The 26,206-nt window shown below is 36.6% G+C and carries 20 protein-coding genes; 8 read left to right on the forward strand and 12 right to left on the reverse strand.

Features of this window, described 5'->3' with window-relative positions; genetic code table 11:
* The first annotated feature begins 85 nt into the window (after positions 1-85).
* Genes kdpA through kdpE form a run of 5 tightly spaced genes read left to right on the forward strand, consistent with a single transcriptional unit; the run spans position 86 to position 7,885 of the window.
* Positions 86-1,789, forward strand: coding sequence for a potassium-transporting ATPase subunit KdpA (kdpA, locus tag B6258_RS11740; RefSeq protein WP_099075406.1), 1,704 nt, complete (start codon positions 86-88; stop codon positions 1,787-1,789).
* An 11-nt stretch (positions 1,790-1,800) separates the two neighbouring features.
* Complete coding sequence (gene kdpB / locus B6258_RS11745; protein ID WP_099075407.1) at positions 1,801-3,858, forward strand: potassium-transporting ATPase subunit KdpB; 2,058 nt, start codon at positions 1,801-1,803, stop codon at positions 3,856-3,858.
* A 10-nt stretch (positions 3,859-3,868) separates the two neighbouring features.
* Entirely contained in the window at positions 3,869-4,465 is a 597-nt protein-coding gene (gene kdpC, locus B6258_RS11750; RefSeq protein WP_099075408.1) for a potassium-transporting ATPase subunit KdpC, read from the forward strand.
* A 1-nt stretch (position 4,466) separates the two neighbouring features.
* Positions 4,467-7,202, forward strand: a complete 2,736-nt coding sequence (gene kdpD, locus B6258_RS11755) for a two-component system sensor histidine kinase KdpD (protein ID WP_099075409.1) — start codon at positions 4,467-4,469, stop codon at positions 7,200-7,202.
* The gene (gene kdpE, locus B6258_RS11760) at positions 7,202-7,885 is read left to right on the forward strand and encodes a two-component system response regulator KdpE (protein WP_099075410.1); all 684 of its coding nucleotides are present in this window, start codon (positions 7,202-7,204) and stop codon (positions 7,883-7,885) included. The genes kdpD and kdpE overlap by 1 nt, the downstream gene beginning before the upstream one ends.
* A gap of 14 nt (positions 7,886-7,899) precedes the next feature.
* Here the strand turns inward: kdpE and B6258_RS11765 are convergent, their stop codons facing one another.
* Genes B6258_RS11765 through B6258_RS11775 form a run of 3 tightly spaced genes read right to left on the reverse strand, consistent with a single transcriptional unit; the run spans position 7,900 to position 12,866 of the window.
* Positions 7,900-9,027 carry an ABC transporter permease gene (locus tag B6258_RS11765; protein WP_099075411.1) on the reverse strand — a complete coding sequence of 376 codons (1,128 nt, stop codon included), beginning with the start codon at positions 9,025-9,027 and terminating at the stop codon, positions 7,900-7,902.
* Complete coding sequence (rbbA, locus tag B6258_RS11770) at positions 9,028-11,796, reverse strand: ribosome-associated ATPase/putative transporter RbbA (RefSeq protein ID WP_099075412.1); 2,769 nt, start codon at positions 11,794-11,796, stop codon at positions 9,028-9,030. It abuts the gene before it with no gap.
* The gene (locus tag B6258_RS11775; protein WP_099075413.1) at positions 11,793-12,866 is read right to left on the reverse strand and encodes an HlyD family secretion protein; all 1,074 of its coding nucleotides are present in this window, start codon (positions 12,864-12,866) and stop codon (positions 11,793-11,795) included. The genes rbbA and B6258_RS11775 overlap by 4 nt, the downstream gene beginning before the upstream one ends.
* A gap of 867 nt (positions 12,867-13,733) precedes the next feature.
* Here B6258_RS11775 and B6258_RS11780 point away from each other — a divergent pair.
* Together B6258_RS11780 and B6258_RS11785 are read left to right on the forward strand one after the other, a co-directional pair.
* Entirely contained in the window at positions 13,734-14,768 is a 1,035-nt protein-coding gene (locus tag B6258_RS11780) for an isoaspartyl peptidase/L-asparaginase family protein (RefSeq protein WP_099075414.1), read from the forward strand.
* A gap of 341 nt (positions 14,769-15,109) precedes the next feature.
* On the forward strand, positions 15,110-16,102 hold the full coding sequence (locus B6258_RS11785; protein ID WP_099075415.1) for a tyrosine-type recombinase/integrase: 993 nt from the start codon (positions 15,110-15,112) through the stop codon (positions 16,100-16,102).
* Between the two features lie 99 nt (positions 16,103-16,201).
* On the opposite strand, the gene B6258_RS11790 is transcribed toward B6258_RS11785, so the two are convergent.
* The 4 genes from B6258_RS11790 to B6258_RS11805 form a co-directional block, all read right to left on the reverse strand.
* Entirely contained in the window at positions 16,202-17,653 is a 1,452-nt protein-coding gene (locus B6258_RS11790) for an AMP nucleosidase (protein WP_099075416.1), read from the reverse strand.
* A 70-nt stretch (positions 17,654-17,723) separates the two neighbouring features.
* On the reverse strand, positions 17,724-18,986 hold the full coding sequence (locus B6258_RS11795) for a hypothetical protein (RefSeq protein ID WP_240531574.1): 1,263 nt from the start codon (positions 18,984-18,986) through the stop codon (positions 17,724-17,726).
* Between the two features lie 125 nt (positions 18,987-19,111).
* Complete coding sequence (locus B6258_RS11800) at positions 19,112-20,020, reverse strand: AEC family transporter (protein ID WP_099075418.1); 909 nt, start codon at positions 20,018-20,020, stop codon at positions 19,112-19,114.
* A gap of 190 nt (positions 20,021-20,210) precedes the next feature.
* A complete protein-coding gene (locus tag B6258_RS11805; protein ID WP_099075419.1) occupies positions 20,211-20,696 on the reverse strand; it encodes a GNAT family N-acetyltransferase in 486 nt (161 codons plus the stop codon).
* Positions 20,697-21,003: 307 nt separating this feature from the next.
* Here B6258_RS11805 and B6258_RS11810 point away from each other — a divergent pair, with 307 nt between their 5' ends.
* Positions 21,004-21,549, forward strand: a complete 546-nt coding sequence (locus B6258_RS11810) for a PEP-utilizing enzyme (protein WP_240531575.1) — start codon at positions 21,004-21,006, stop codon at positions 21,547-21,549.
* Positions 21,550-21,653: 104 nt separating this feature from the next.
* Here B6258_RS11810 and B6258_RS11815 read toward each other — a convergent pair whose 3' ends face one another.
* The 5 genes from B6258_RS11815 to B6258_RS11835 form a co-directional block, all read right to left on the reverse strand.
* Positions 21,654-22,115: a hypothetical protein gene (locus B6258_RS11815; RefSeq protein WP_240531576.1), complete on the reverse strand. Its 462-nt coding sequence runs from the start codon at positions 22,113-22,115 to the stop codon at positions 21,654-21,656.
* A gap of 174 nt (positions 22,116-22,289) precedes the next feature.
* Positions 22,290-23,282 (reverse strand): alpha/beta hydrolase family protein, encoded by a 993-nt coding sequence (locus B6258_RS11820; protein ID WP_099075422.1) that lies wholly within the window; start codon positions 23,280-23,282, stop codon positions 22,290-22,292.
* Between the two features lie 421 nt (positions 23,283-23,703).
* Entirely contained in the window at positions 23,704-24,978 is a 1,275-nt protein-coding gene (gene dcm / locus B6258_RS11825; RefSeq protein WP_099075423.1) for a DNA (cytosine-5-)-methyltransferase, read from the reverse strand.
* A gap of 77 nt (positions 24,979-25,055) precedes the next feature.
* Positions 25,056-25,778: an Eco47II family restriction endonuclease gene (locus tag B6258_RS11830; protein WP_099075424.1), complete on the reverse strand. Its 723-nt coding sequence runs from the start codon at positions 25,776-25,778 to the stop codon at positions 25,056-25,058.
* Between the two features lie 191 nt (positions 25,779-25,969).
* The gene (locus tag B6258_RS11835; protein ID WP_071233994.1) at positions 25,970-26,188 is read right to left on the reverse strand and encodes an ogr/Delta-like zinc finger family protein; all 219 of its coding nucleotides are present in this window, start codon (positions 26,186-26,188) and stop codon (positions 25,970-25,972) included.
* Positions 26,189-26,206: the final 18 nt, after the last annotated feature.

The following is a 26,206-nucleotide window of genomic DNA, read 5'->3' on the forward strand; positions in this document are numbered from 1 at the left end:
TGCTGATATTTGGTGCTGTGACGTTAATTGTTTTGCTCACGGCTTATCTTATCTATGTGTTATTTAACGCAGAGGCATTTTAAAAATGGCAACAACGATGTTGATCTATCTTGCTGTTTTTCTGATCACATTATTTGTGATGGGGAAAATGCTTGGGCATTATTTAGCTCGCCTTATCGAAGGTGATTTACCTCATTGGGTTACTCAATCCGAACATGTTATTTGGCGTTGTTGTGGTTTTAAGCCCGCAGGAAAAACTATCCAACCGATGAGCTGGTATCACTATATGCTCGCCTTACTTATGTTTAATTTAATGGGCGCAATTCTATTATTTGTCATATTGCTCAACCAAGGCTATTTACCCTTAAATCCTCAACTTGCCCCTAATATGAGTTGGGATTTAGCGTTAAATACCACAATTAGCTTTATCACTAATACGAATTGGCAAGCTTATAGTGGTGAAACCGCAGTGAGTTATTTAAGCCAAATGACGGGGCTTGCAGTACAAAACTTCTTATCTGCAACAACCGGTATTGCTGTCGCTTTTGTTTTAATTAGAGCGCTAACACAATCCTCTTGTACCTCATTAGGGAATGCATGGATCGATATCGGGCGCATTACATTATATGTCTTACTCCCTTTATCAATTGTGTGGTCACTGTTATTTGTCAGCCAAGGGGTAATACAAAACTTTCATCCCGCAGTATTAAGCCAAGGTCTTGATGGTCAACAACAATGGTTACCAATGGGGCCAGTGGCGTCTCAAGAAGCAATAAAGCTATTGGGTACAAATGGCGGTGGCTATTTTGCGGCAAACTCTGCCCATCCTTACGAAAACCCAACATCATTAAGTAATTTCTTACAGATACTTGCCATATTTCTTATTCCTACCGCCTTATGTTTTGCCTTTGGTCGTTTAAGTGGAACGCAACGCCAAGGTCATACCTTACTTTGGTCCATGACATTAATTTTCATTGTTGCAGTTTCTGTGATCACTTGGGCTGAATGGCAAGGAAACCCTGAATTTATCTTTGCGGGTACGGATAGCTCGCTGAATATGGAAGGCAAAGAAACGCGCTTTGGCATAATCGGTAGCGCTATTTTTGTTGCGGTCACAACCGCGGCATCTTGTGGTGCTGTTAATGCCATGCATGACTCATTAACCGCTTTAGGCGGTATGGTGCCAATGTGGTTAATGCAAACAGGAGAAGTGGTATTTGGCGGTGTGGGATCAGGGTTTTACGGCATGATCCTCTATGTATTATTAGCTGTGTTTATCGCTGGATTAATGGTTGGTCGAGCACCTGAATATCTTGGTAAAAAGATTGGTGTTGCCGAAATGAAATGGGTAGCCGTTGCTATTTTAATTTCTCCTACCGTTATTTTATTAGGTACAACCCTTGCTTTATTTACTGATGTTGGTCGTGAAGCTATTTTAAACCCTGGCCCTCATGGCTTTAGCGAAGTGTTATATGCCTTTACTTCTGCTGCTAATAATAACGGTAGTGCTTTTGCTGGGCTTAACGCCAGCTCACTTTTTTACAATCTATTATTAGGGCTTTCCATGTTGATTGGTCGCTTTGGTGTCATGTTACCTGTTTTAGCTATCGCAGGTAGTTTAGCCGTGAAAAAGCGTCAGCCAGAAAGCTTGGCAACTCTCTCTACCACTTCACCACTATTTATTTTGTTATTGATCCTCACTGTATTAATGATCGGCGCTTTGACTTTTGTTCCGGCATTAGCACTTGGCCCTATTGCAGAACACTTACAGCTGTTTTGGGCTAAATAAGGAAACGTATCATGAAAACAACCCAATTATTTGACAGAAAAACGATGATATCGGCTTTCTTTGATGCGATAAAAAAATGTACGCCTCAAGCACAATGGCGTAATCCCGTCATGTTTATTGTTTATATTGGTGCGCTTTTAACGACCGGAATTTGGATTGCTTCGCTGTTCGGTTATCTTCCTGATGATAATCACTTTACTTCACAGGTGATGTTTTGGTTGTGGGTGACATTGCTATTTGCCAATTTCGCGGAATCATTAGCAGAAAGCAGAAGCAAAGCACAAGCGGCTAGCTTACGTGGAGCTAAGCAACAATCCAAAGCGATGCGTTTACATCACGCAGACATTAATGCCCCGAAAGAAATCGTTGACTCTTTCTCATTACATAAAGGTGATATCGTTTTAGTCAATGCAGGCGACGTTATTCCTTGTGATGGAGACGTCATTGAAGGTGGCGCCTCTGTTGATGAAAGCGCGATTACGGGTGAATCAGCCCCCGTGATCCGTGAATCAGGTGGTGACTTTTCTTCTGTAACTGGTGGAACTCGAGTATTGTCAGATTGGCTGATTATTCGTTGTACTGCTGAAGCTGGCAATTCATTTCTCGACCGCATGATTGGAATGGTAGAAGGCGCAAAACGTAGAAAGACGCCGAATGAAGTTGCTTTAACTATCTTATTAACCGCTCTGACACTTATTTTCTTCTTGGCTTGCATTACCCTTTATCCATTCAGTGTGTTTGCTGTCGAATTTCAAGGGCATGGCGATGTGATTTCAGTTGTGACGTTAATTGCTTTGTTGGTGTGCCTTATTCCCACAACAATTGGCGGCTTACTTTCATCAATTGGAGTGGCGGGTATGAGCCGAATGCTTGATGCCAATGTGATTGCAACCAGTGGACGTGCTGTTGAAGCTGCCGGTGATGTGGATGTCTTACTTCTTGATAAAACAGGCACAATTACGCTCGGTAATCGTCAAGCTTCTCGTTTTATCCCTCTTTCGGGTATTAGTGAAAAACAGCTTGCAGATGCCGCACAGTTAAGCTCCCTTGCAGATGAAACGCCTGAAGGCAGAAGCATTGTGATCCTCGCTAAACAACGTTTTAATTTGCGCGAACGTGATTTAGCATCAATTGGGGCTTCTTTTATTCCCTTCTCTGCAATGACAAGAATGAGTGGTGTCAATTTAGGTGAGCGATTGATCCGCAAAGGCTCTGTTGATGCTATTCGCCGCCATATTGAAGTCAGTCACGGCCATTTTCCTGATGAAGTCACCGCGATAGTTGAGCAAGTCGCTAGAACGGGAGGAACACCGCTGGTGGTGGTTGAAAATCAGAAAATCTTAGGTGTTGTTGAACTTAAAGATATTGTGAAAGGTGGAATTAAAGAGCGCTTTGCTCAACTTCGCCAAATGGGTATAAAAACCGTCATGATCACGGGTGATAATCATCTTACGGCGGCGGCTATCGCAGCAGAATCTGGTGTTGATGATTTTCTGGCTGAAGCAACACCTGAAGCAAAACTAGCATTAATTCGTCAATATCAATCAGAAGGTCGATTAGTCGCAATGACGGGTGACGGTACTAATGATGCTCCAGCATTGGCGCAAGCCGATGTCGCTGTTGCGATGAATTCAGGTACTCAGGCTGCCAAAGAAGCGGGAAATATGGTCGATTTAGACTCTAATCCAACTAAATTAATCGAAGTTGTGCATATTGGTAAACAAATGCTAATGACTCGAGGGGCTTTAACGACCTTTAGTATTTCCAACGATATTGCTAAATACTTTGCCATTATTCCTGCCGCTTTCGCTGTCACTTACCCGCAACTCAACATGCTTAATGTCATGAACTTACATTCACCCGCATCAGCAATGCTATCTGCGGTTATTTTTAATGCCTTAATTATTGTCTTTTTGATCCCTCTTGCCCTTAAAGGTGTTCATTATCGCCCTGTATCCGCACACTCATTATTGCGCCGGAACCTCTCTTTATACGGGATTAGCGGATTATTAGTGCCTTTTATTGGTATTAAAATCATCGATATGATCTTAGCGTTTATTGGGTTTTAAGGAGTTCTATATGCATCTATTTCGCTCATCATTAGTAATGTTATTATTACTCACACTAATAACTGGTCTTGCCTATCCTTTACTTGTAACAGGATTAGCCAACCTGATTTTTCCATGGCAAGCGAACGGTTCACGAATTTATCAAGATAATAAACTTATTGGATCTGAACTGATTGGGCAACAATTTACGCGGAATGATTATTTTAAAAGTCGTCCATCAGTAACATCAGAAATGCCCTATAACAGCATGGCGTCAGGTGCTAGCCAACTAGCAACATCAAATCCATTACTTCTTAATGAGATAACTAAACGGATCCAAATATGGAAAAAAATAACGCACAATCAACATGTTGTTCCTGTTGATTTAGTGACCGCGTCAGGGAGCGGGCTTGATCCTCATATTTCATTACAAGCCGCTTATTATCAAATTGAAAATATTGCATATTCTCGCCAACTCACTAAAAATGAAATTGAGCAATTAATAAAAGACAATACAACATCACCACTAATGTCATTTATGGGTGAACCTGTTGTGAATGTGTTTATGCTAAATCAGGCACTTGATAAATTAAGTGCAGAAAAACAGCAAAAAGTGAGCACTCAATAAAATGGAACTCGATCAGCAATGGCAACGCCCCTCACCCGATGATTTACTCGCTTCAACGCGAACAACAACGCGTGGGCGACTAAAAATATTTTTTGGTGCTTGTGCGGGTGTGGGGAAAACTTACGCCATGTTGCAAGAAGCTCAACGCCTCCACCAGCAAGGTATTGATGTGCTTGCGGGTGTTGTTGAAACGCACCAAAGGCAAGAAACAACGGCGTTACTTCACGGATTACCGTTATTACCGCCACAACGTATTCATCATCATGGTAGAAAGCTGGTCGCGTTTGATTTAGATGCCGCATTAGCCAGACATCCGGCGGTGATCTTAATGGATGAATTGGCATTTAGTAATCCTCATAAATGCCGGCATCCTAAACGTTGGCAAGATGTGGAAGAACTGTTGGATGCCGGTATTGATGTACTTGCCACAATAAATGTACAACACATTGAAAGCCTTAATGATATCGTGGGAAGCATTACAGGAATTCGTGTTCAAGAGACGATCCCCGACTATATTTTTGATAGTGCTGATGAAGTGGTTATGGTGGATTTACCACCCGATGATCTACAACAGCGTTTGCATGAAGGCAAAGTATATCTAGCCGGACAAGCAGAACGCGCCATCGAACATTTTTTTCGTAAAGGGAATTTAATCGCATTACGCGAATTAGCTTTACGCCGTATGGCAGACAGAGTTGATACACAAGTTAAAGAGTTTCGTGATAGCCAAGGAACGGCGCCGGTTTGGCACACCACAGATAGTCTGATGGTATGCCTTGGCGCTCATGGCGGTAACGATAAATTAGTTCGCACGGCAGCGCGTTATGCTGCCGCCTTTGGTTGCCAATGGCATGCTATTTATGTTGAAACGCCTAAGCTTCATCAAATTGGAGAGCATAAACGCCGAACTATTTTGCACTCACTAAAACTGGCACAACATCTAGGGGCAAGAACCGCGATCCTTTCTGATAACCAAGCTGAAAAGGCGGTGATCCGTTATGCAAGAGAACATAATCTTGGGAAAGTGATTATTGGTCAACGAGCTTACCAAAAATGGCAATGGTTAAAACGCTGGATACGGATGCGTTTTGCAGAAAAATTAGCACGCTATGCGCCCGAACTCCATGTTATCAGTGTTGCTCTCAATGATGAGGACATTCGTTATAAAACCAAAACAGCACCACTGCAAAATGATAAATGGCGACAAGAGATAAAAGGCTATTTCACCGCGATTGGATTATGTTTAGCGATCACCTTATTCTCTCGCACATTTCTATTAGCACTTGATAAAGCCAATTTAGTGACACTTTATTTACTGGGTGTTGTATTAATTGCACTCTTTTTTGGCCGTCGCCCTTCTATTTTTGCGGCATTAATCAATGTTATTAGTTTTGACTTATTTTTTGTACAGCCGCACTTTTCGCTCGCCGTACTCGACATGCAATATTTGATCACTTTTACAGTCATGCTTATTGTAGGGTTAGTGGTCGGTAATTTAACTGCGGGCATGCGTTATCAAACTCGCGTCGCCCGTTATCGAGAGCAACGCACTCGCCACTTATTTGAAATGACGAGAGAACTAGGCCGCGCAGTAACGCTACAAGATGTTGTGCGTACCAGTTACCATTTTTTATCAAGTGCATTTGATGCCAAAGTTTGCTTATTGCTTCCCAACAAACAAAGTGAGTTAACGCCTTTTCATGCGCAAGGTATGGGGCATTTACCTATTGATAATGCGATTGCACGCTGGTGTTGTGATAAAGACCAAATTGCTGGTGCAGGCACAGATACTCTGCCAAGTGTGCCTTACCAGTTACATCCGATTACCGCCTCTCAACAAGTTTTAGCAATTTTAGCGATTGAACCAAATAATCTTCGCCAACTGCTTATCCCTGAGCAACAGCAGCTATTGCAAACTTTTAACGGTTTAATTGCTAATGCGCTTGAGCGATTACAACAGGCCGAAATTGCAGAACAATCTCGAATTAATATCGAACGAGAACAATTAAGAAATGCACTATTAGCCGCACTTTCTCATGATTTAAAAACACCGCTTACTGTGCTTTTTGGACAATCAGAAATTTTACTTCTCGATTTAAGCGAGGAAGGTTCATCCCATACAGAACAAGTTAACCAAATTCGACAACAGATCCTTACAACCTCACGGTTAGTCAATAATTTGCTTGATATGGCACGTATTCAATCTGGCGGCATTCAAGTAAATTTACAATGGAATTCGCTACAAGAAATGACAGGAAATGCTATTCGTTCTCTCTCTTATTTACTTGATAAACATCCATTACAAATTGATATTTCCGCTGATTTATTGGTTTATTGCGATGGTAATTTAATTGAACGAGTTATCACAAACTTACTTGAAAACGCAGTGAAATATACGACATCAAGCACAAAAATCGGAGTAAGAGCCTATGTTGACGCCCCTAAAATTCATGTTGAAGTGTGGGATGAAGGCAATGGTATTCCAACGGATCAACTACAACTTATTTTTAATAAATTTTCACGCGCAGTAAAAGAATCCGCAATTCCTGGTGTTGGATTAGGTCTAGCAATATGTAGCGCGATTATTCGCTTACATGAAGGTGAAATTTGGGCTGAAAACCTTAATTTGTCTGAAAACAATAATTTTTCTGAAAACCATAAAAAAGGTGGAGCAAGTTTCCACTTTGTTTTACCTTTAAAATCACTCCCTGATATTGATGAGATTGAAATAAAATAGTGACTCCATACAACATTTTAATTATTGAAGATGAAAAAGAGATCTTACGCTTTGTTCGGCTTGCTTTAGAGAACGAAGGATTTCGTGTTTATGAAGCCAATGAATGCCAACGAGGATTAATTGAAGCCGCATCAAGAAAACCTGATTTAGTTATTCTTGACCTTGGTTTGCCGGATAAAGATGGTCTCTATTTTATTCAAGACTTTCGCCAATGGAGTAGTACGCCCATTATCGTACTTTCAGCACGAGACTCAGAACAAGATAAAGTAAAAGCGCTTGATGCAGGCGCGGATGACTATCTGACTAAACCCTTTGGTATTAGTGAACTTCTAGCCAGAGTCAGAGCATCACTACGCCGTTTTGTTAAACAAGAAACGCAGAGTACACAATTTACGTTTGGCGATATTACGATTGATTGGGTTAATCGTATTGTTACTCGTCAAAATGAACCTGTTCATTTAACGCCAACTGAATTTCGTTTGCTAAGCGAATTGGTTAATAACAGCGGAAAGGTGCTTACTCAACGGCATTTGATGCAACATGTTTGGGGACCTAATTTCGTTGAACATAGTCATTATTTGCGCATTTATATGGGACATTTACGCCAAAAACTAGAAACCGATCCCGCATGTCCAGTGCATTTAATGACAGAAACGGGGATCGGCTATCGATTTATGCCTTGATATTTTCTATAACATTAAGCCATCGCCGAAATAGTCTTTCTAAAACGTAATAGTGCTAATGAAAAAAACACCGAGCCAATAACAATCAAGACAATGAATTGTGGCCACACAATCGAGAAGTCAGCACCACGATATAAAATAGCTTGAGCTAAACTAACAAAGTGTGTAGTTGGCATTGTTTGCATTACATCCTGCACAAACTGAGGCATACTTTCTCGTGATGTCATCCCTCCTGATAACATAATTAATGGTAACAATACCATAATCATCAATAAACCAAATTGAGGCATTGAACGAGCCATTGTTCCTAAAAAAATGCCTATCGAGGTTGTCGCAAATAAGCTTAAAGCAACACCACACATAAACAATAAAATAGAACCTTCAATAGGCACATGAAGTAAAGATTTCACGACTAATATCAATGACATGGCTGATGCCAATAATACAACCAATCCCATTGACCATATCTTAGAAAGCATTATTTCAAAGGGAGTTACAGGCATAACCAATAAGTGCTCAATAGTGCCATGCTCTCGCTCTCTTATTAATGCAGCCCCTGTTAATACTATCGCTAACATAGTGATATTATTGATAATTGCCATAACAGAACCAAACCAAGATTGTGTCAGATTCGGGTTAAAACTCATTCTAACTTCCAAATCAACAGGCAGTGGATCGTTGGTTCTATTTTTCGCCAAAAAGGTTTTTGCTTCACCCATTACAATATTTTGAATATAGCTATTACCTAAGAAAGCTTGGCTCATTCTCGTTGCATCAATATTAACTTGTATTTCAGGTTTTCGACCCGCTAAGAGATCACGCTGAAAATTAGGCGGAATATCAAGTGCAAAGGTATAAGTTCCTCTATCTAAAAAACCATCAATTTGTTCAGGAGTAATATCGGCAGGAGGTAAGAAATAAGGCATATAAAAACTATTTACAATACGTGCAGATAACTGTGATTTATCCTGATCAGCCACGGCTATCGGTGCGTGATGTAACGAGCCGGGTGTAACAGTCGCTGATGAGTAAATTGATATCGTAAAAGCAAACACAATTAACGCCAACATCGCTTTATCACGAGAGAGACTGCGTAGCTCTTTTACACCTAAATTAAATACATTTTGGATTGTTTGCCACATTTAAGCCTCCTGCTTTTTCAAGAAAAAGACACTCAACCCAATAACAATTGGGATTGTGATAAGCAAAGGAATAAAAGACCAAGGTAAATCAAAAAGGTTTAATCCCTTAGAGAATGTCCCTCTTGTGATAGTTAAAAAATGCGATGTAGGATAAATATGCCCTATCCATTTACCTATACCTTCCAGTGACGAAACAGGGTCAATCATTCCTGAAAATTGTGTTGCTGGAATTAAGGTAATAATTGAAGTCCCAAAAATAGCGGCAATCTGGCTTTTCATAAAGCAAGAGATGAGTAATCCCATGCCAGTGGCAATAGTGATATAGAGTAATGCGCCTAATGAAAGCGTTAACATACTTCCTTTAAAACTCACCCCAAACACAAAGACCGAAAGCGCGCAGAGCATAAAAAAGTTAAACATACCCAATAAGATATAAGGAAATTGCTTACCTAACAAAAACTCTGCTTTGGTGACAGGTGTAACATAAAGGTTGATAATAGAACCCAACTCTTTTTCACGAACGACGCTTAACGCACTTAACATTGCGGGGATCATCATGAGTAAAAGAGGAATAACTGCAGGTACAATGGCGGGTAAACTTTTTACATCTGGATTATAACGATAGCGGGTTTCTATATTAATAGGTGACAATTTATCAACCACATTAGTGGGTTGACGCATAGCCATGTCAAGCATCCATGTTAAATGCATTGCCTGAATATAACCTCGAACAGTTTCAGCCCGATTAGGCATTGCACCATCAATCCAAACACCGATTTTTACAGTGTGGCCTTTGGCAACATCCCGCGCAAAGTTAGGTGGAATTTCAATCGCAACTGTAATATCACCACTACGCAGCCGCTTTTCCAGTTGGTCATAATCTGTGATGGGTGCCTTTTCAATAAAATAACGAGAGCCTGAAAGGTTTTGGCTATATGCCTGACTTAACCCTGTATTATCTCTATCCATAATACCAAAGCGTAAATTCTCGACATCCAAACTAATACCGTAACCCATAATAAACATCAGGATCACTGTACCTAATAGCGCTAACGTAAGACGTACTGGATCTCGGCGTAATTCCATACCTTCACGAATACTATAACTAAATAAACGCCGTAAACTAAATCGTTGTTTTAACGCTTTTTCCGCACTTTCACCACTAGATACAGGAAGTTGTAGACTTTTTTCATCAAGTTCAGGTGCTTCTTGTTCACCAGATGCCTTTTTAAGATAATCAATAAAGACTTCTTCAAGCGTATCAAATTGGCTATTTTTAACTAAATTTGCAGGGGTATCTGTGACTAATACTTTACCAGCATGCATCAGTGACATTCGATCACAACGTGCCGCTTCATTCATAAAGTGAGTTGAGATAAAAATAGTGACACCGTCACGTCTCGATAGGTCAACCATCAAGTTCCAGAACATATCTCGCGCAATGGGGTCAACCCCTGAAGTTGGTTCATCTAATATCAACATTTCAGGTTTATGAATAACCGCGACTGCGAGCGACAAACGCTGACGAATACCTAATGGCAAACCATCGGGCATCATTTCTTCAACATCAGTTAAATTAAAACGCTCACTCATTTCCTTAACACGTTGAGGAATTTCCTCTTCTGGAATATGAAAAAGCTTAGCGTGTAATTCAAGGTTTTGTCGTACAGTCAATTCACTATAAAGTGAAAATGCCTGAGACATATAGCCAACACGACGACGAGTTTCGATATCTTTAGGATCAACCTCTTGACCAAATAACCAAGCACGCCCTTCACTCGCTTCGAGTAAACCTGTTAGCATTTTCATGGTGGTTGATTTACCACAACCATTCGATCCTAAGAATCCAAAAATTTCTCCTTTAGGAATACGAAAGCTTACATGGTCTACGGCAACAAATTGCCCAAAACGCATGGTTAAATCTTGTGCTTCAATGGCGATAGTATCATCGTCACTTTTGTCTCTTGGTGGGATAATCACTTTTTGGTGATCTTTCTTTTTCTCTTCTGGCAATAACTCGATAAAAGCAGCTTCGAGTTCATCAGTATGAGTTTGGACTTTTAATTCATCAGCGTGACCTGTTGCTAATATTTTTCCTGCATCCATAGCCACTAACCAATCAAAACGCTCAGCTTCTTCCATATAAGCGGTCGCCACTAATACACTCATATTTTTTTGACGCTTACGTATACGATTAATTAATTCCCAAAATTGTGCTCGTGATAATGGGTCAACCCCTGTAGTAGGTTCATCAAGAATAAGTAATTCTGGATCATGAATAAGCGCACAACATAAACCCAGTTTTTGTTTCATTCCTCCAGAAAGTTTACCCGCAGGTCTATCACGGAATGGAGCTAAACCGGTACTTTCAAGTAAATCATGTATGCGTTCTGCCCGCTCTTGTTTTGATTGACCAAATAAACGGCCAAAGAAGTCAACGTTTTCAAAAACAGAAAGTGTGTGATAAAGGTTTTTACCTAATCCTTGAGGCATATAAGCAATGCGAGGACAAACGGCTCTTCGGTGTTCGACATCATTCATATCACCATTTAAAACAATTACTTGCCCAGTTTGGATTTCTCTTGCGCCAGAAATAAGCGAGATCAAGCTCGATTTCCCTACACCATCAGGGCCAATTAATCCGACCATTTTTCCAGCTGGAATAGCCAATGTCACATCATCAAGCGCTTTGGTATCGCCATAATGTTGGGATACATGAGTCAATTCAATGATATGAGAATGGTTTTGCGTTCTCATTGTTTGACTCATTGCGGTAATTTCACCTCTAAATCAGTTGGCCAAGATTGGTTGTTATCTAAGCGAATATAAGCACGACCCGGCAAACCTGTTTTTACATATTCAAGATGTTTTTCAAGTAATTCAGGTGCAATACGCGCTCTTACACGGAACATAAGTTTTAATCGTTCATTATCAGTTTCAACCGTTTTGGGAGTAAATTGAGCGACACTCGCAACGTAGGTTGTTTTGGCAGGAATAACGATATGAGGTGCCGCATCTAAAATAATATGAACGTCACTTCCTAATGCAGCTTTACCAGCAGCTTCTGTTGGTAAAAAGAAAGTCATATAAACATCACTGAGATCGACCATATTTAATACACGACCGCCAGCACCTAAAACTTCACCGGGCTCTGCGACACGATACTGAACGCGACCATTACGCGGCGCTTTTAAAATGCTGTCATCCAATTCCGCCAAAATGCGTCTTTCGGTTGCCGTTGCTGCATCCACTTTGGTATTCGCTTGAATGATCCCCGCTTTAGCTGATTCTATTGCTGCGATGGTTGCGGTTTCTTGAGCTTTAGCCGCTTCAACTGCCGCTCTAGCTCCTTCTGTTCTTGCAATATCATCATCTAATTGTTGAATAGAAATGGCATTAGTTTTTACTAATGCACGAGAACGATTAAGTCTTTTTTGTGCAGCATCAAGTTCAGCAATACGTTGACGAACAACGGCTTGGGCTGCAAGCTGTTCACTTTTACGCTGTGATAATGCAGATTGTGCAGTGACCACACTGCTTTTTGCTTGGTTTAATTGAGCTTGAACTTCATGAAGTTGTTCTTTAAGGGTTCGAGTGTCCATGTTTGCTAATACTTCACCCGCTTTAACAAAATCACCTTCTTGAACTAAAATTGAGTCTATTCTTCCTGGACTCTTCGTTGAAATATCAATTTCTGTTGCTTCTATTCTCCCATTACTTTGAGCAAATCCTGAAGGAAGTGTCGGTGCTTGAGATTTCCACCAAAAAATTCCCGCTGCAGCAACCGCGACGAGAATAATGCTATAAACAAAAAAACGACTCTTTTTTTGATTTTTCATATAAATTATTTAACCTTCCTTTCGCCATAAAAGAATACCAAAAATATGTTTATCCGCTGTATGTAAGAAAATAGTTAAATAATGAAGCGTATTAATTTTTATTTTATATCTATTTAAAAATAGTTCATTTGTATTGATAAAGCTAATGCACTCACTATAAAAAAACAAAATATTAGATGCTAACCTTATGAATTATAAATGTTATGTTATTATAATAGAGCCTTAACTCAAATTAATGTAGTACTTTTATCACATAATCCACCATCTATTTTTGATTATTCGAGGAAACACACAAATTGTATATAGAAAACCCGTTTTCGTTACATTAAAATACAAATGAAATAATAACAAAGAGTTATAAAATAATATCAATATTAACGCCTCACTTAATTTTTTGATAAAAAACTCAATTCATAATTAAGTTATTCCATAATTTAAAAATCATCAAAAATTGTATTTACTCTATAATTTAATAAAATTAATATTTTAAATTTAATCATATAAAATAAAAACAAAAAGTAAAAATAGCATTATTATTTTTGTTTTTAAAAAAATACGATTAGCTACATTTTTTATTTATTCTCTTTATTAAACCCAGAAATATTAAAAACATACAATGCTTTGATTTTTCTATTGTTTAAAGATAAAAACAATAAAATAATAGAAACAGACGATTACATGATGAAGATCGATAAATTAAAAAGAAAACTGGGTGTTCAGACCACTTATACCTTAAACTTTTTATATAGTGATTATTGCAGTTAGTTATCAAAGTACGTTGATGTAATTAATTAGAATTTAAGTTCAAGATCGTAAAATCCATATGATAATACCACATCAATTTTAATTAAAAACAAGAAGGGTTATATGAATAATATTAAGTATAAACTCGCCACAATGACACTTTGCACTCTGTTTGCCACCTCGGTTTTCGCAAATACTAATTCCCCTATTCGCCTTGTCATTCATGGTGGTGCAGGAACAATCACTAAAGACACCATCACGCCAGAACAAGAAAAAGAATATAAAGAAAAACTAACCGAAGCATTAAATGCTGGATATGCTGTTTTAAATAGTGGAGGCACCAGCATAGAAGCAGTTCAAAAATCCATTAATGTCATGGAAGATTCTCCTTTATTTAATGCGGGAAAAGGTGCCGTTTTTACCCATGATGGTCGTAATGAACTTGATGCTTCTATTATGGATGGCAAAACCCGTAAAGCTGGCGCGGTTGCGGGTGTAACTACGGTTAAAAATCCAATTAACGCCGCCATTGCTGTGATGGAAAAAAGCCCACATGTTATGATGGTTTCTAATGGTGCTGATCTTTTTGCTAAAGAACAAGGACTTACTATTGTTGATCCCTCCTATTTTAAAACTGAACATCGTTGGCAGCAGCTTCAAAAAGCAATAGAAAAAGAACAAGTCGTTTTAGACCATGATGGTAAAACAGCCGCTCTTTTTGTTGATCCTATGATGTATGATTATAAATATGGCACTGTGGGTGCCGTTGCTCTTGACCAGCATGGCAACTTGGCAGCGGGAACTTCTACGGGAGGAATGACAAACAAACGTTATGGCCGAGTTGGGGATTCACCAATTATTGGTGCGGGTAATTATGCTGATAATGAAACCGTTGCTGTATCTGCAACTGGATCTGGCGAAATGTTTATCAGAACATTAACCGCTTTCAATATCGCAGCCCAAGTTAAATATAAAAATTTATCTTTAGAAGAAGCAGCTCAAAATGCACTTGATGAAGTTAAAGCGATTAACGGTAGTGGCGGAGTTATCGTATTGGATAAAACAGGTAACTACACAATGAGTTTTAATTCTGAAGGCATGTATCGAGGCACTATTGGTAATGATGGAAAACCTATTGTCGCAATTTATAAAGAGTAATTTAAATAACTATTGATTATTTCGCACCCAAATTTTGCCGTTATCTTCGTTATTTTTAAGATGATAAAAGGTCAAAATCATGGGTGCGAAAACGATATAAATGCCCTTTTCCTTTTCTTCTTATTCTCTACTCTTTTTCTTAGCGCGATTTACCTCATTTTTCCTTAACTGGACTTGGCTGTTATTCGCCCTAAAAAAGCGCATAAAACAACCCTTTCGATGATAAAACAGACAAGATCGCTTCTACTTATTAAAATGATCCTTTGAAAAAGTAGCTTTTTTCTTTTTTGGATCTGTTAGAATATTCATCATGGTTATGTTGATTTAATAAGGAAATCACAGTGGAACTTCACCACGACGATCAGGATCTAACACCTGAAACATCGTTAGTCTTGCCTGAAAAACAAGCAATATTGGATCTGAATGCAACATTCACCTCGCCGACTCACACTAATCCTGCAATGGCATATTTAATGAGTTTAGGTTCAAAACGTAGTCGTCAAACAATGGGATCATTTCTCACTATTGTTGCTAAGATGATCGGTTTTTCTTCGCTTAAAAATTGTCAATGGGGAGCACTTCGTCGTCATCATATTCAAGCTATTATTGATATGTTATCTGATGCCAATAAAGCCCCTGCAACGATCAATACTTATCTTGCTGCATTAAAAGGTGTTGCATTAGAAGCATGGGCAATGAAACAAATGGATACTGAAAGTTATCAGCATATCCGCCAAGTAAAATCAGTAAGAGGTAGCCGATTACCCAAAGGTCGTGCATTAACAGGAAGTGAAATTCGTGCTCTATTTCGTAGTTGTGAAAAAGACAATTCATCGAAAGGTTTAAGAGATGCCGCAATATTAAGTGTGTTATTGGGTTGTGGATTACGTCGCTCAGAAATAGTGGCTATTAATTACGAACATATTCAATTTCGCGATCAAGCTTTTCTTGTGAGAGGTAAAGGTAATAAAGAACGAATGTCTTATATGCCTGATGATACTTGGGATCGTGTTCAATTATGGATTGATGAAATAAGAGGCACACAAGATGGTCCTCTTTTCACTCGCATTCGTCGATTTGATGATGTCACGGATGAACGGATCACTGATCAGGCCATTTACTATATTTTGGAAAACCGACAACAAGAAAGTGGTATTGATAGATTTGCGCCTCATGATCTAAGAAGAACATTTGCCTCTGCTATGCTTGATAATGGTGAAGATATTGTCACGGTAAAAGATGCAATGGGACATGCCAGTATTATGACGACTCAACGTTATGATAGACGTGGAGATGATCGTTTAAGAAAAGCAGCGAGACATTTACGTTTTTAAGTTTCTATTCTGAAAAATACCCAATTTAATAAATTAAATTGGGTATTTAAATTAAGCTTATTTTTTAAACATGCTATTTTGCTGTTATTTTATTGTAGTTTATCTGAAAGGTGGTTCATTAAACGTTCTTAACTTGCGAGAATGCAATTTATCTTCTTCTTCTTTTAATAGCTCAATCGCTTGAATACCAATTTGCAGATGTTCTGATACTGCACCTTCATAAAAATGATTAGCCTGACCGGGTAATTTAATTTCACCATGTAATGGTTTATCTGATACACACAATAAAGTGCCATAAGGGACGCGAAAACGATAACCTTGAGCAGCAATTGTGGCACTTTCCATATCAACAGCGACAGCACGACTTAAGTTAAATCTTCTTGCTGAAACCGAAAACCGTAATTCCCAGTTACGATCATCCGTCGTAACAACCGTTCCTGTTCTTAACCTTTGTTTTATTTCATGCCCTGGTTTACCGCTGATCATTTTCGTAGCATCATAAAGTGCACGTTGTACTTCAGCAATATTTGGGATAGGAATATCAGGAGGTAAAACGTCATCTAAAATATGATCATCACGTAAATAAGCATGCGCCAAAACATAATCACCAAGTTGTTGGCTTTCACGTAATCCGCCACAATGACCAATCATTAACCAAACATGTGGGCGTAGAACCGCTAAGTGATCGCAGATTGTTTTTGCATTTGAAGGGCCAACACCAATATTAACTAATGTTATTCCGGGACCTTCTTTAGCAATTAAATGATAGGCCGGCATTTGATATTTCTTCCAAGTTAAATCAGATATTAACTTTTCAGGATCAACGGTTTCTGCTGTAATTCGCTGAAACCCAGCACAAGAAAGTGCACAATATGGACTATTTTTATCCGCAACTTGATCGCAAGCCCAACGAACAAACTCATCAACATAACGATTATAATTCGTATATAAAATATAGGGCTGAACGTCTTCAGGTAATGTACCCGTATAATGTTTTAAACGTGCTAATGAGAAATCAGTACGTAATGCATCAAAATGAGAAAGTGGCAATATTTCCCTATCACAAATTAAACCGTCGGTAATTTCATCACCGATTTTAGATAAATCAGTAGTAGGAAAATATTTTGCTAAAGAGGCACTCATCTTTCTATCAAAGCCGATACCGGTTCCATCAATCACAAAAGGATAAGGAATTTCTTGTTTTGAAGCGGTTACTTCAAACGTGGCATGATAAGCATCAGCAATAAGTTGCAGTTGTTCTGATAAGTAATCTTCAAATAAGGCAGGATTAGTAATCGTGGTAGAATAATTACCTGATTTTGATAATCGACCATAAGCGCGTGTTTTATCTTCTGTTTTAACTTCACCATACCAATGTACAGTTAATTGAGGATAAGCAAATATACCTTCAGCTCTTTGTTTTATATCTGGTAATTTTCCATCTTGGGCATAATCAATAATTGCATTGCGTAATGCATCAACAGCATTTTGATATTGCTGCTTTAACTCATTAATAATTTTTTGAATTTCTGGGTTGTGAGGTTGTGACATAAAAGAGCCCCTTACTTATTCTCATTTTTTATATCATAGCAAGAAGCTCTGTTTTGACCAAAGGATAAGATTAATAAAATCTATATGAACATTCTCCATCTAATGAGACTAATTCTCCTTTATTTAGTTTTAACGTAATATCAATATTATCTTCATTAATGATTTTATCTCTATACAATAGATCGAGAAACTTATCACCTAGATTTGGTTCTTTCTCATCTAGGTGTTTTTTTATCTCTTTGATCTTTTTATTTAAGTTTTTATCATCATTTAGTTCGAGATTATTATTAGTCACCACCATGTCATACATAAAATTATATAACTTACTTTCAAATGGTCTAGCCAAAGTAATATCATGATTTATTTTATCGCTACTTTTTTTGAAGTATTTTATCTTTACTTCAATTAAAGCATCTGAAAGGCTCTTTATACTATAAATTTTTTCTTGCTTAACAATATTGTCGCCTGAAAAAGATGTTGTCAATGTGTAGTAATCAAAAGCATTATTATATGATTTAATTAAGGTGATACCTTCTTGATTGAGTAAATAGTAGATTGCCTTTTTATTTTTCTCTGAGAGATCTTTGATCAAAGATTCAAATTGTTGCATTGCCTCTTCTTGATTTTTACTTTTTATTTTTTCACCATTAACAATATAAGTATCTCTATTTATATCTTTTCTTAGTGCCCTTTTTATATCTAAATTAGTATTACTTTCATCTACAGCCTCGTTTACGCGCTGGCTTATTGCATAAAAGTCAACTTGATTAAAGTTACTTTTATTCAGCTCTAAGTCTATTTCACCAGAACTTATTTTCTTATCTAATTCAAGATATAACTCAGCAAAAAGCAGATCATTACTTTTGCTCTCATTTTGTTCTAGCTTTTCATATAGACATTTTAATGCGGTTTCATTGGAAAAAACTGATGAATGTCGATTAAACACATTAATTATTGTTGATATTTTATTAAGCTGTTTATTGTCTATATCCTTCATAAAAATATTATAATCATCGATTAAAATCGTAATATCTTTATTATTCGGATTGCCTAAACTATCATCAATAGTAATTTTTATTCTTTCTTTATATGCATCTGAGGCCATAGATTTTAGCATTAAAACATGATATGCCATTTCAAAATGATTTTTATCATCAATTTGCTCTTTAGATACAATATTCTCAATTATTTTTAGTGCTTTTTCTCTTTTGTTTGATTGGAACCAATCTTTTATTTTAGCCCATAATGACATAACATCTTTTGTTTTTTTTCCTTGTGATATTTTTAATATTTGTGAAGTAGAAATATCATTTCGATCAATTTTCACACTCATCATAACTTCCTCTTAAATCAACTATATAATAATTAAAATTATATTTAAGAGAAGAACATTTTTATTGAAACTATTCTATAAAAAATCACCCAATATAAATCATATTAGTCGTATTTCCTTTAAATTTATGGAATTAAAAAACCTAATATGATCGGCAAAGTAATAGCTGCAAACATGGTTTGGGAAGTAATGATCCCTGCCATTAGTTCAGAATCGCCCCCTAATTGTCGGGTTAAAATATATGAAGTTGGCGCAGTTGGAATAGAAAAGAAAATAACGAGAAGTATTGTAACAAGTGGTGATAAACCTAAAAAATAGGCAACACTATAGGCGGTTGTTGGCACAATAAGTAAACGAGTAACCGTATTAATACTAATCATTTTACTTTCTGCTTTTAGTGTTGATAAATGTAATGCAGCACCAATGCAAATCAGTCCCAAAGGTAAACTAGTTGCAGCTAACAATTTAAGAAATTGATCGCTACCGAAAGGAAGCCCAATTCCTGACAGATTTATTATGATCCCAATAACACAAGAGAGAATTAAAGGGTTTTTTATGATAGGTAGTATGAGTTGACGCAAAGTTACATTTTGCCCAGCGGTTAAACAAAGCACTGAAGTCACATTTGATAGAGGAACGAGTGTTGCTAATATCAAAGCGGCGATTCCCAAACCTTCAACTCCAAATAAATCAGCGACAATGGCTAAACCTAAATAAGTGTTAAATCGAATATTGCCTTGAACGATCGCTCCAAAACGACCAGAAGACCAACCTGTTATTTTTTTCAAAATAACACACAAGATAGTGATAATAATGACTACAGAAAAAATAGCCCCAGCTAGGTGGGGTAATTGAGGATCAGATAAAGGTGCATTTGCCAAACTATTAATCAATAAGGCAGGAAAAAGTAAAAAATAGTTAAGCTTTTCAGCCCCTACCCAAAATGCGGGTTCAAATGTTTTGTTTCTTCTTAAAATTGCACCTAGCGCAATTAACGCAAATAATGGCCATAACGTTAATAACACATTTTGCATAATATTTATCCTAGAGATATCGCGATACTTCACAATATCGCAACATCCTGTGAATTGCTATTTTATACTATTAATATAAAAGCTAATTCAAAAAATGATAAAAATAAATCTATACCGCATTTTAAGAATAGCTTTTTTATTCTTTATCTATTATAAAAAACATCTTTTAAGATGGTTAAAATACAAACAATTAATCTAAATCAATGCACATGCGGTAACAATGCAAATTTGATTTCGCTAAATCAGAATAATAATCACGTTCTTCTAATGCTTTAAAACCCTGTTTTAAATAAAATAATACGGCATTGGGTGTTGCATCTAAAAACAATTTGGATTGCCCTCTCTTAATTGCCTCATGTTTCAGCTGCTTTAAAATTAATCCGGCATATCCTTTTCCCATGTATTCAGGTAATGTAAAAATGGCTTCAGCAAAACCTGTTTTAACATCTAAAAAACCCGAAGCAACAGGAATATTGTATTCTTGATAATCAATCACATAAAATGGATTATCAATAATAGCTTGCCGATACCCCTCAGGCATCTCATCAGGAGTCCAAGCGGCTAAAATCTCTGATGGATAAACATTCTCACAACCAAATCGCAGTGCTTGATTTCGTAAATACCACAACCTTTTAGCTTCCTGTGGTTCAGCGAGTCTAAGTTGAATCATACTCATTTTCATCTTATTCAGTAGAATTAAGAGCCTCAAGTTAGTGAAATAATTTATTCTAATAATACTTTTTAAATTTTAATTTTTTAGTGTCACTTTTTTAAGACCGTGATATGTTTTTGAAGAAGGAATAATGTAAGGAAATCTTATGCCTAATTCAATATTACCTTCACCAATAAAAAAAACGCCTCTTTTGTTGCGGGGTCTCCACTTCCTTTTTATTATCAATTTATCTCTAGTACAATTAGAGAAATCTACTTTTCCAAAATTTCACTTATTTACCATAGTGGATCTCAAGCTAAAAATACACATTATGCGTCGCGGATTAAAAGCATTAGGAGAACGATTGGTTATTCGTAGCGTATTAGATTGCCCAATGGATATTTATTTTGCTAATGAAAAACCTTTAGCTGATGCAATTCTTGCAGATAATCCCACTGACTGGAATCAGTTACGCCATCATATATATCAAAATAAGGCGGGATATCTAAAAGCAAAATCAGTCACACCACAATGGATCTATGGTGAGGATAGTTGTAATACACTAAATACAAATGAATATCAATTAAAGGGGCTTGCGGGTAGTGCTGGTATTGTTGAAGGTGAAGTTTATCTGGTTTATGGTCCAGAGAATTTTGCCGAATTTCCGCAGAATGCCATTTTAGTAGCAAGAACAACTAACCCTGCTTGGACCGTTCTCTTTTATCGTGCATCTGGCATTATTACAGAAAGTGGTGGACCATTATCTCATGGTGCGGTTACTGCTAGAGAATTAGGATTACCCACAGTAATGGGTGTACGTAATGTCCTAAATATATTAAAGAATGGACAAAAAGGTATTATAGAGATCTTATCTTGATTATTAGATAAATAATGCCTATTAAGCAGAAAAAACATCTAAAAGATGCTTTTTCTGCTTAATTTACTCACTTTTTAACTGATTATTTTATTATTATTTTCTTTCTATTTTGAGCCTTTATTGATATCGACTTTATTGGCTGATGGTGCAAGTAAGGCGATCAGCCCAGTTATTAATAAAATAGAAATCAACACTATGAACATGGATGGTGCATTAAATAACAAGTATGGTGTTAATAAAATAGGACTAGCCGTTAAAATAAGTGAAATAATAACAGGATAACCTATACCTATATCTCTTATTCGTTGAGATAAAATAAGTGTAAATATATAGACTTGTACTATTAAAAACACTATTTCCATTAGACCATATGATGTAAAAGAAAATTGATAGTAAAAATAACTTTCAGCAATTAACTCTGTTTTTTCAGGATAAAGTTCCATGTACCATCGATCTGCTAAATTTTCTGCAATAAAAAAGAAAATTGACCAAGCAACTTCTAAGCCTAAAAAAGAGAGTCTCCCACGTCTTTGTTGTTTCCATTGATAAGCAAGTTTAGCTTGCATAATAAATCCCTTCATTTTTTAAATGGTCATCTTTTTATCATAATACAATTAATATCTTTCTCAAAATAATGTGTTAGTTTTAAAATGAAAAAACCACTCTTTTATCGATTAAATAAAAGAGCAGATATCATTATTAAAATACTTCACTTAAAAGGAAAATAAAACCATCAATAATTATCTAACCTGCTTATTGATCCATTTAATCTCTTCATTAGTGAATCGAATATTACTTTCTTTTGTCGTATCGGTATCTAACAAGATTTTATCTTTAATTAATTTACTGACAGGAACAATAATATTGAAATGGTCCCCATTTTTAATACTGTATATTTTTAATGGAATATCATGCACCATTGCAACACCACGTAATTCATTAAACTCACTCCAAAAATAATCTCGACCTTCAAAATAGAACGTTGGTGTTTTTATTGATTTAATATAACGATAAAAAGAACGAACATTAAATTCTTCTTCTTTATTTCTATCAAAAGGCAATTCAACTATCATATCCCCTTCAGCTCTTAATTTAAGATCAGGTATTCCACCCAAGGAGAAAATAGCTCTAAATTTATCACTATATTCACTCGCTAATAATGCTCTAGTTCCCCCCGTACTATGTCCAACGACATAGATACGTTTGGAGTCAATATAAGGCAGTGATGCTAAATATTCTCTCGCTGATTCTAAATCTTCTAATTCGCCATAAAACATTTCATAACGACCAGGATTAGTATTTTCACCTCGAAAGGATGGGATCATCAACACCATATTGGGATCACGAAAAGTAGCTCCCGTTTGGTCATTATCAACTGGTTTAGGTTGCCAAAAATAGTCATCACCACCAATTCCGCCGTAGCCCCCATTTAACCAGATCACAGCAGGTAATTTCGTTTTTTTATTTGTTGGAGGTGGTGTTAAATAGGCATACATATCTCCCGGTTTTGCCGGATATTTAATCACATTGAATATTTCAGGTGGTGCTTCCCAAGGCGGATCAATATTATCAAAACTGTCGTTTATAATTTCGGTTTTAAAGCGCTGATGCGCTTCATATAAAGTTTCATCACGAACTTCAATATCTGCGTTGACAGAAAAAGAACTCGCACATAGCAGGGAAAAAAATAGCGCAGGAACAACTTGTCTAAAACACATTTTATTTATATTCATATCAACTTCCCTATAGGTTATTAATTTTGCGTGATAATAGCATAGGTTGTTTTGGGGTGATGAATAGGATTTTAAGGTAAGTAGGAACTAATGCAGAAAAAAAAGCATCTCGATTGAGATGCTTTAAACAACATAAAATAATTAATCTTTTTAACAATAATTTATTTATTTTGTAGTCGTGCGAATTAAGTAATCAAATGCGCTTAATGAGGCTTTTAAGATCAACCTAACATACTGATATAAAAGGATTTGATTAGTGTCAATGTCCACATATTGACCACATTTCGGAAAGCCTCTTGAAAGAGAGGCTTTTTATAAAAATGATTTAATCCTTAAATTTATTATCTTTAACAAATAACATGAGAATAAAAAAATACCGCCATATTTAATGGCGGCATATGAATTATCAATAATCTATATATTATGCAGAAAGAAGCTCGTTTCCGTTATAACCTTTTGTTTCTTTTTGCTCTAACTCATTAAGAACACGAACTAAAGAACGTCCGATAGCATAAGAAAGATTAACAGGAACAGCATTACCTATTTGCTTATATTTAGCGGTAATCGGTCCTGAAAATTCCCAATCATCTGGGAATGTTTGGATACGAGCATATTCCCTTACCGCCAAGGGGCGAGTTTCTTCTGGATGACAGCGTTCAGTTTGTTTTTGAGCTGGGGCACAAGTCAATGTTAAACTTGGTTCATCCCATGATAAACGTCTTGCCATGCCCGTTTTACCACCACCTAAATAATAGCTTTTTTGCATATATTCTTTCTGAAGCTCTTCAGGAAGATCACGCCAATATCCACCTTGAGGCACCAAAGATAAAATTTCTTGTTTTCTCTTAGGGTATTTTTGCCCTTCAGATTTAGGAACATCTGTTTCAAATAATTCTCCAGCTTTCAACGCATCACGCATTGTCATCACTTTATGATAAGGTGATGGCCAAGTATAATTTATTGAATTAACTAAATCTTTACGGATCGCAATTAGTATTAACCGCTCTCTTTTTTGAGGTACTTGGTAGAAAATAGCCTTCAATACCTTTGGTGTTATAAGAGAATATCCAATCTCGTCAATTATGTTAGCTATGGTTTCTAACGTTTTACCATCATCATGATTGAGTAAACCTCGAACATTTTCTGCTAATAATATTTTAGGTTGTACTTCCTGTACTGCTCTTGCAAATTCAAAAAATAGAGTTCCTCGTGTATCTTCAAACCCCATTTTTTTTCCCGCGTAAGAAAAAGCCTGACAGGGGAAACCGCCTGCTAAAACATCAACTTTACCTTTATATTCAGAAAAATCGATACCAGCAACATCCCCTTCAATAACATTCCATTTTGGTCTGTTTAAACGTAACGTATTACAAGCATGCTTATCTATTTCATTTAACATGACAGCAGACAAACCCGCTTTTTCTAAACCTAATGCCATACCACCGGCACCAGCAAATAGCTCCAACACAGTAAATTTTTTTATTGGTTTAGTTTGCAATTCAGTTTCCCAATTACTTTTATAAAGTGCTTGGATTTCTTCAAATTGCATAAGCTGTTCTTTCTCGTAGTAACGATAATTATTATCAGGATTACGTTTGGATTTTAATTTTTTAGTAGAATCCCAGCGCCTTAATGTTTCTTTTGTTACACCTAGCAAATCTGCAACTTCAGCGATAGAAAATTCATCTTGTAGCATATTCATAATTCCTGATAATCTTGATCATGGTTACAACTGTATATATAGTCATATTAAATGTCAAACGTTGATCATGGTTATTTTTCATACGCAACAGAAAAATAGCTCATAAACATATCAATATCTGGAATTACAAAATCTTTTTTCCCATAATATTCTTGATACACATGTTCAATAACTTTAGGCAATACTTTATGTAGCTCTTTTAACGCATCAACTCGTTCAGTTACGATATGATAAAAGCTTGCACCATCAATAATTCTAATTAGAGGATTTTCAGGGCATTTTGCTCCTGTATCTTTATTTGATGGGGTAAAAGGATCATTATAACGAATAGGTTTTTTAGGAATAATATTGACAAAATATGCAGTAAAACCTTTGAATTGACTATGTTTAGGAGAGACTTGAGCATCTAGTGAATGATATACACCAGAAAGGCTACCCCCAGTTACTGTATTAAATTTATTTTTTGATTCAGCAATAATTTTCTTTTCACGGTTAACCAAATCAACAATACCACCAGTGCCCATATCTTCCCAACCATCTACATAACCTAATACGCGTTGATGGAAAGTTCCTACATGGTTTTGAATAGTTTTTTGGCATTGGCGTGCCATTTCAGAGTTACGCCATTCTTCATGACTTTTGAAATCAGAAGCTTCAAACAAAGCACCAAATGGATCTATAACATTTTTGTTAAATGATTTTTCAGCATCTTGTCTTTTCTGTACCGCTTTATCTAAAAGATATTTGACTTCTCTGATTAAATTTTCATCTGATATATATTCTAAAAAAGGCATCTATATTGTCTCTTATTTTCAATAGCACACAAATATTATTTAAATTATATATCTTACTAATTTAAATAAATTATTTTTAACTATGACGGTAGAATTTTTACATATTAATGCTAGATTCTATGTAGTCTAACATAACTACATAACCAAATATCTTAGATTGCTACCTATTTCCGTATCTTTCCAAGCTTTCATTAAATCGCTAATGCCTGTTGGCAATATTTATCAAGATGTGGCTCTACCCGTTCAATCAATTGAGGCTTTGAAATAAACCGCGTTACGGTTTCATGGCTGACGAACGTCGCGCCACAATTGATATTCTGGCACTGGTTATAACGTTCTTTGGTATCGGAAGATATTTGCTGACTACTACGAGTATGCGCGGCATGACCACAAACAGGACAAATCATCATAAACGGGTTACCTCTTTA

The organism is Proteus alimentorum (assembly GCF_002607735.1).
Taxonomy (GTDB): Bacteria; Pseudomonadota; Gammaproteobacteria; order Enterobacterales; family Enterobacteriaceae; genus Proteus; species Proteus alimentorum.

What these genes read in the sequence shown, in the direction of transcription:
- kdpA (WP_099075406.1), top strand. Translation starts at nt 86, where the DNA reads ATGGCAACAACGATGTTGATCTATCTTGCTGTTTTTCTGATCACATTA.
- kdpB (WP_099075407.1), top strand. Translation starts at nt 1,801, where the DNA reads ATGAAAACAACCCAATTATTTGACAGAAAAACGATGATATCGGCTTTC.
- kdpC (WP_099075408.1), top strand. Translation starts at nt 3,869, where the DNA reads ATGCATCTATTTCGCTCATCATTAGTAATGTTATTATTACTCACACTA.
- kdpD (WP_099075409.1), top strand. Translation starts at nt 4,467, where the DNA reads ATGGAACTCGATCAGCAATGGCAACGCCCCTCACCCGATGATTTACTC.
- B6258_RS11765 (WP_099075411.1), bottom strand. Translation starts at nt 9,027, where the DNA reads ATGTGGCAAACAATCCAAAATGTATTTAATTTAGGTGTAAAAGAGCTA.
- rbbA (WP_099075412.1), bottom strand. Translation starts at nt 11,796, where the DNA reads ATGAGTCAAACAATGAGAACGCAAAACCATTCTCATATCATTGAATTG.
- B6258_RS11775 (WP_099075413.1), bottom strand. Translation starts at nt 12,866, where the DNA reads ATGAAAAATCAAAAAAAGAGTCGTTTTTTTGTTTATAGCATTATTCTC.
- B6258_RS11780 (WP_099075414.1), top strand. Translation starts at nt 13,734, where the DNA reads ATGAATAATATTAAGTATAAACTCGCCACAATGACACTTTGCACTCTG.
- B6258_RS11790 (WP_099075416.1), bottom strand. Translation starts at nt 17,653, where the DNA reads ATGTCACAACCTCACAACCCAGAAATTCAAAAAATTATTAATGAGTTA.
- B6258_RS11795 (WP_240531574.1), bottom strand. Translation starts at nt 18,986, where the DNA reads ATGAGTGTGAAAATTGATCGAAATGATATTTCTACTTCACAAATATTA.
- B6258_RS11800 (WP_099075418.1), bottom strand. Translation starts at nt 20,020, where the DNA reads ATGCAAAATGTGTTATTAACGTTATGGCCATTATTTGCGTTAATTGCG.
- B6258_RS11805 (WP_099075419.1), bottom strand. Translation starts at nt 20,696, where the DNA reads ATGAGTATGATTCAACTTAGACTCGCTGAACCACAGGAAGCTAAAAGG.
- B6258_RS11810 (WP_240531575.1), top strand. Translation starts at nt 21,004, where the DNA reads ATGCGTCGCGGATTAAAAGCATTAGGAGAACGATTGGTTATTCGTAGC.
- B6258_RS11815 (WP_240531576.1), bottom strand. Translation starts at nt 22,115, where the DNA reads ATGCAAGCTAAACTTGCTTATCAATGGAAACAACAAAGACGTGGGAGA.
- B6258_RS11820 (WP_099075422.1), bottom strand. Translation starts at nt 23,282, where the DNA reads ATGAATATAAATAAAATGTGTTTTAGACAAGTTGTTCCTGCGCTATTT.
- dcm (WP_099075423.1), bottom strand. Translation starts at nt 24,978, where the DNA reads ATGCTACAAGATGAATTTTCTATCGCTGAAGTTGCAGATTTGCTAGGT.
- B6258_RS11830 (WP_099075424.1), bottom strand. Translation starts at nt 25,778, where the DNA reads ATGCCTTTTTTAGAATATATATCAGATGAAAATTTAATCAGAGAAGTC.
- B6258_RS11835 (WP_071233994.1), bottom strand. Translation starts at nt 26,188, where the DNA reads ATGATGATTTGTCCTGTTTGTGGTCATGCCGCGCATACTCGTAGTAGT.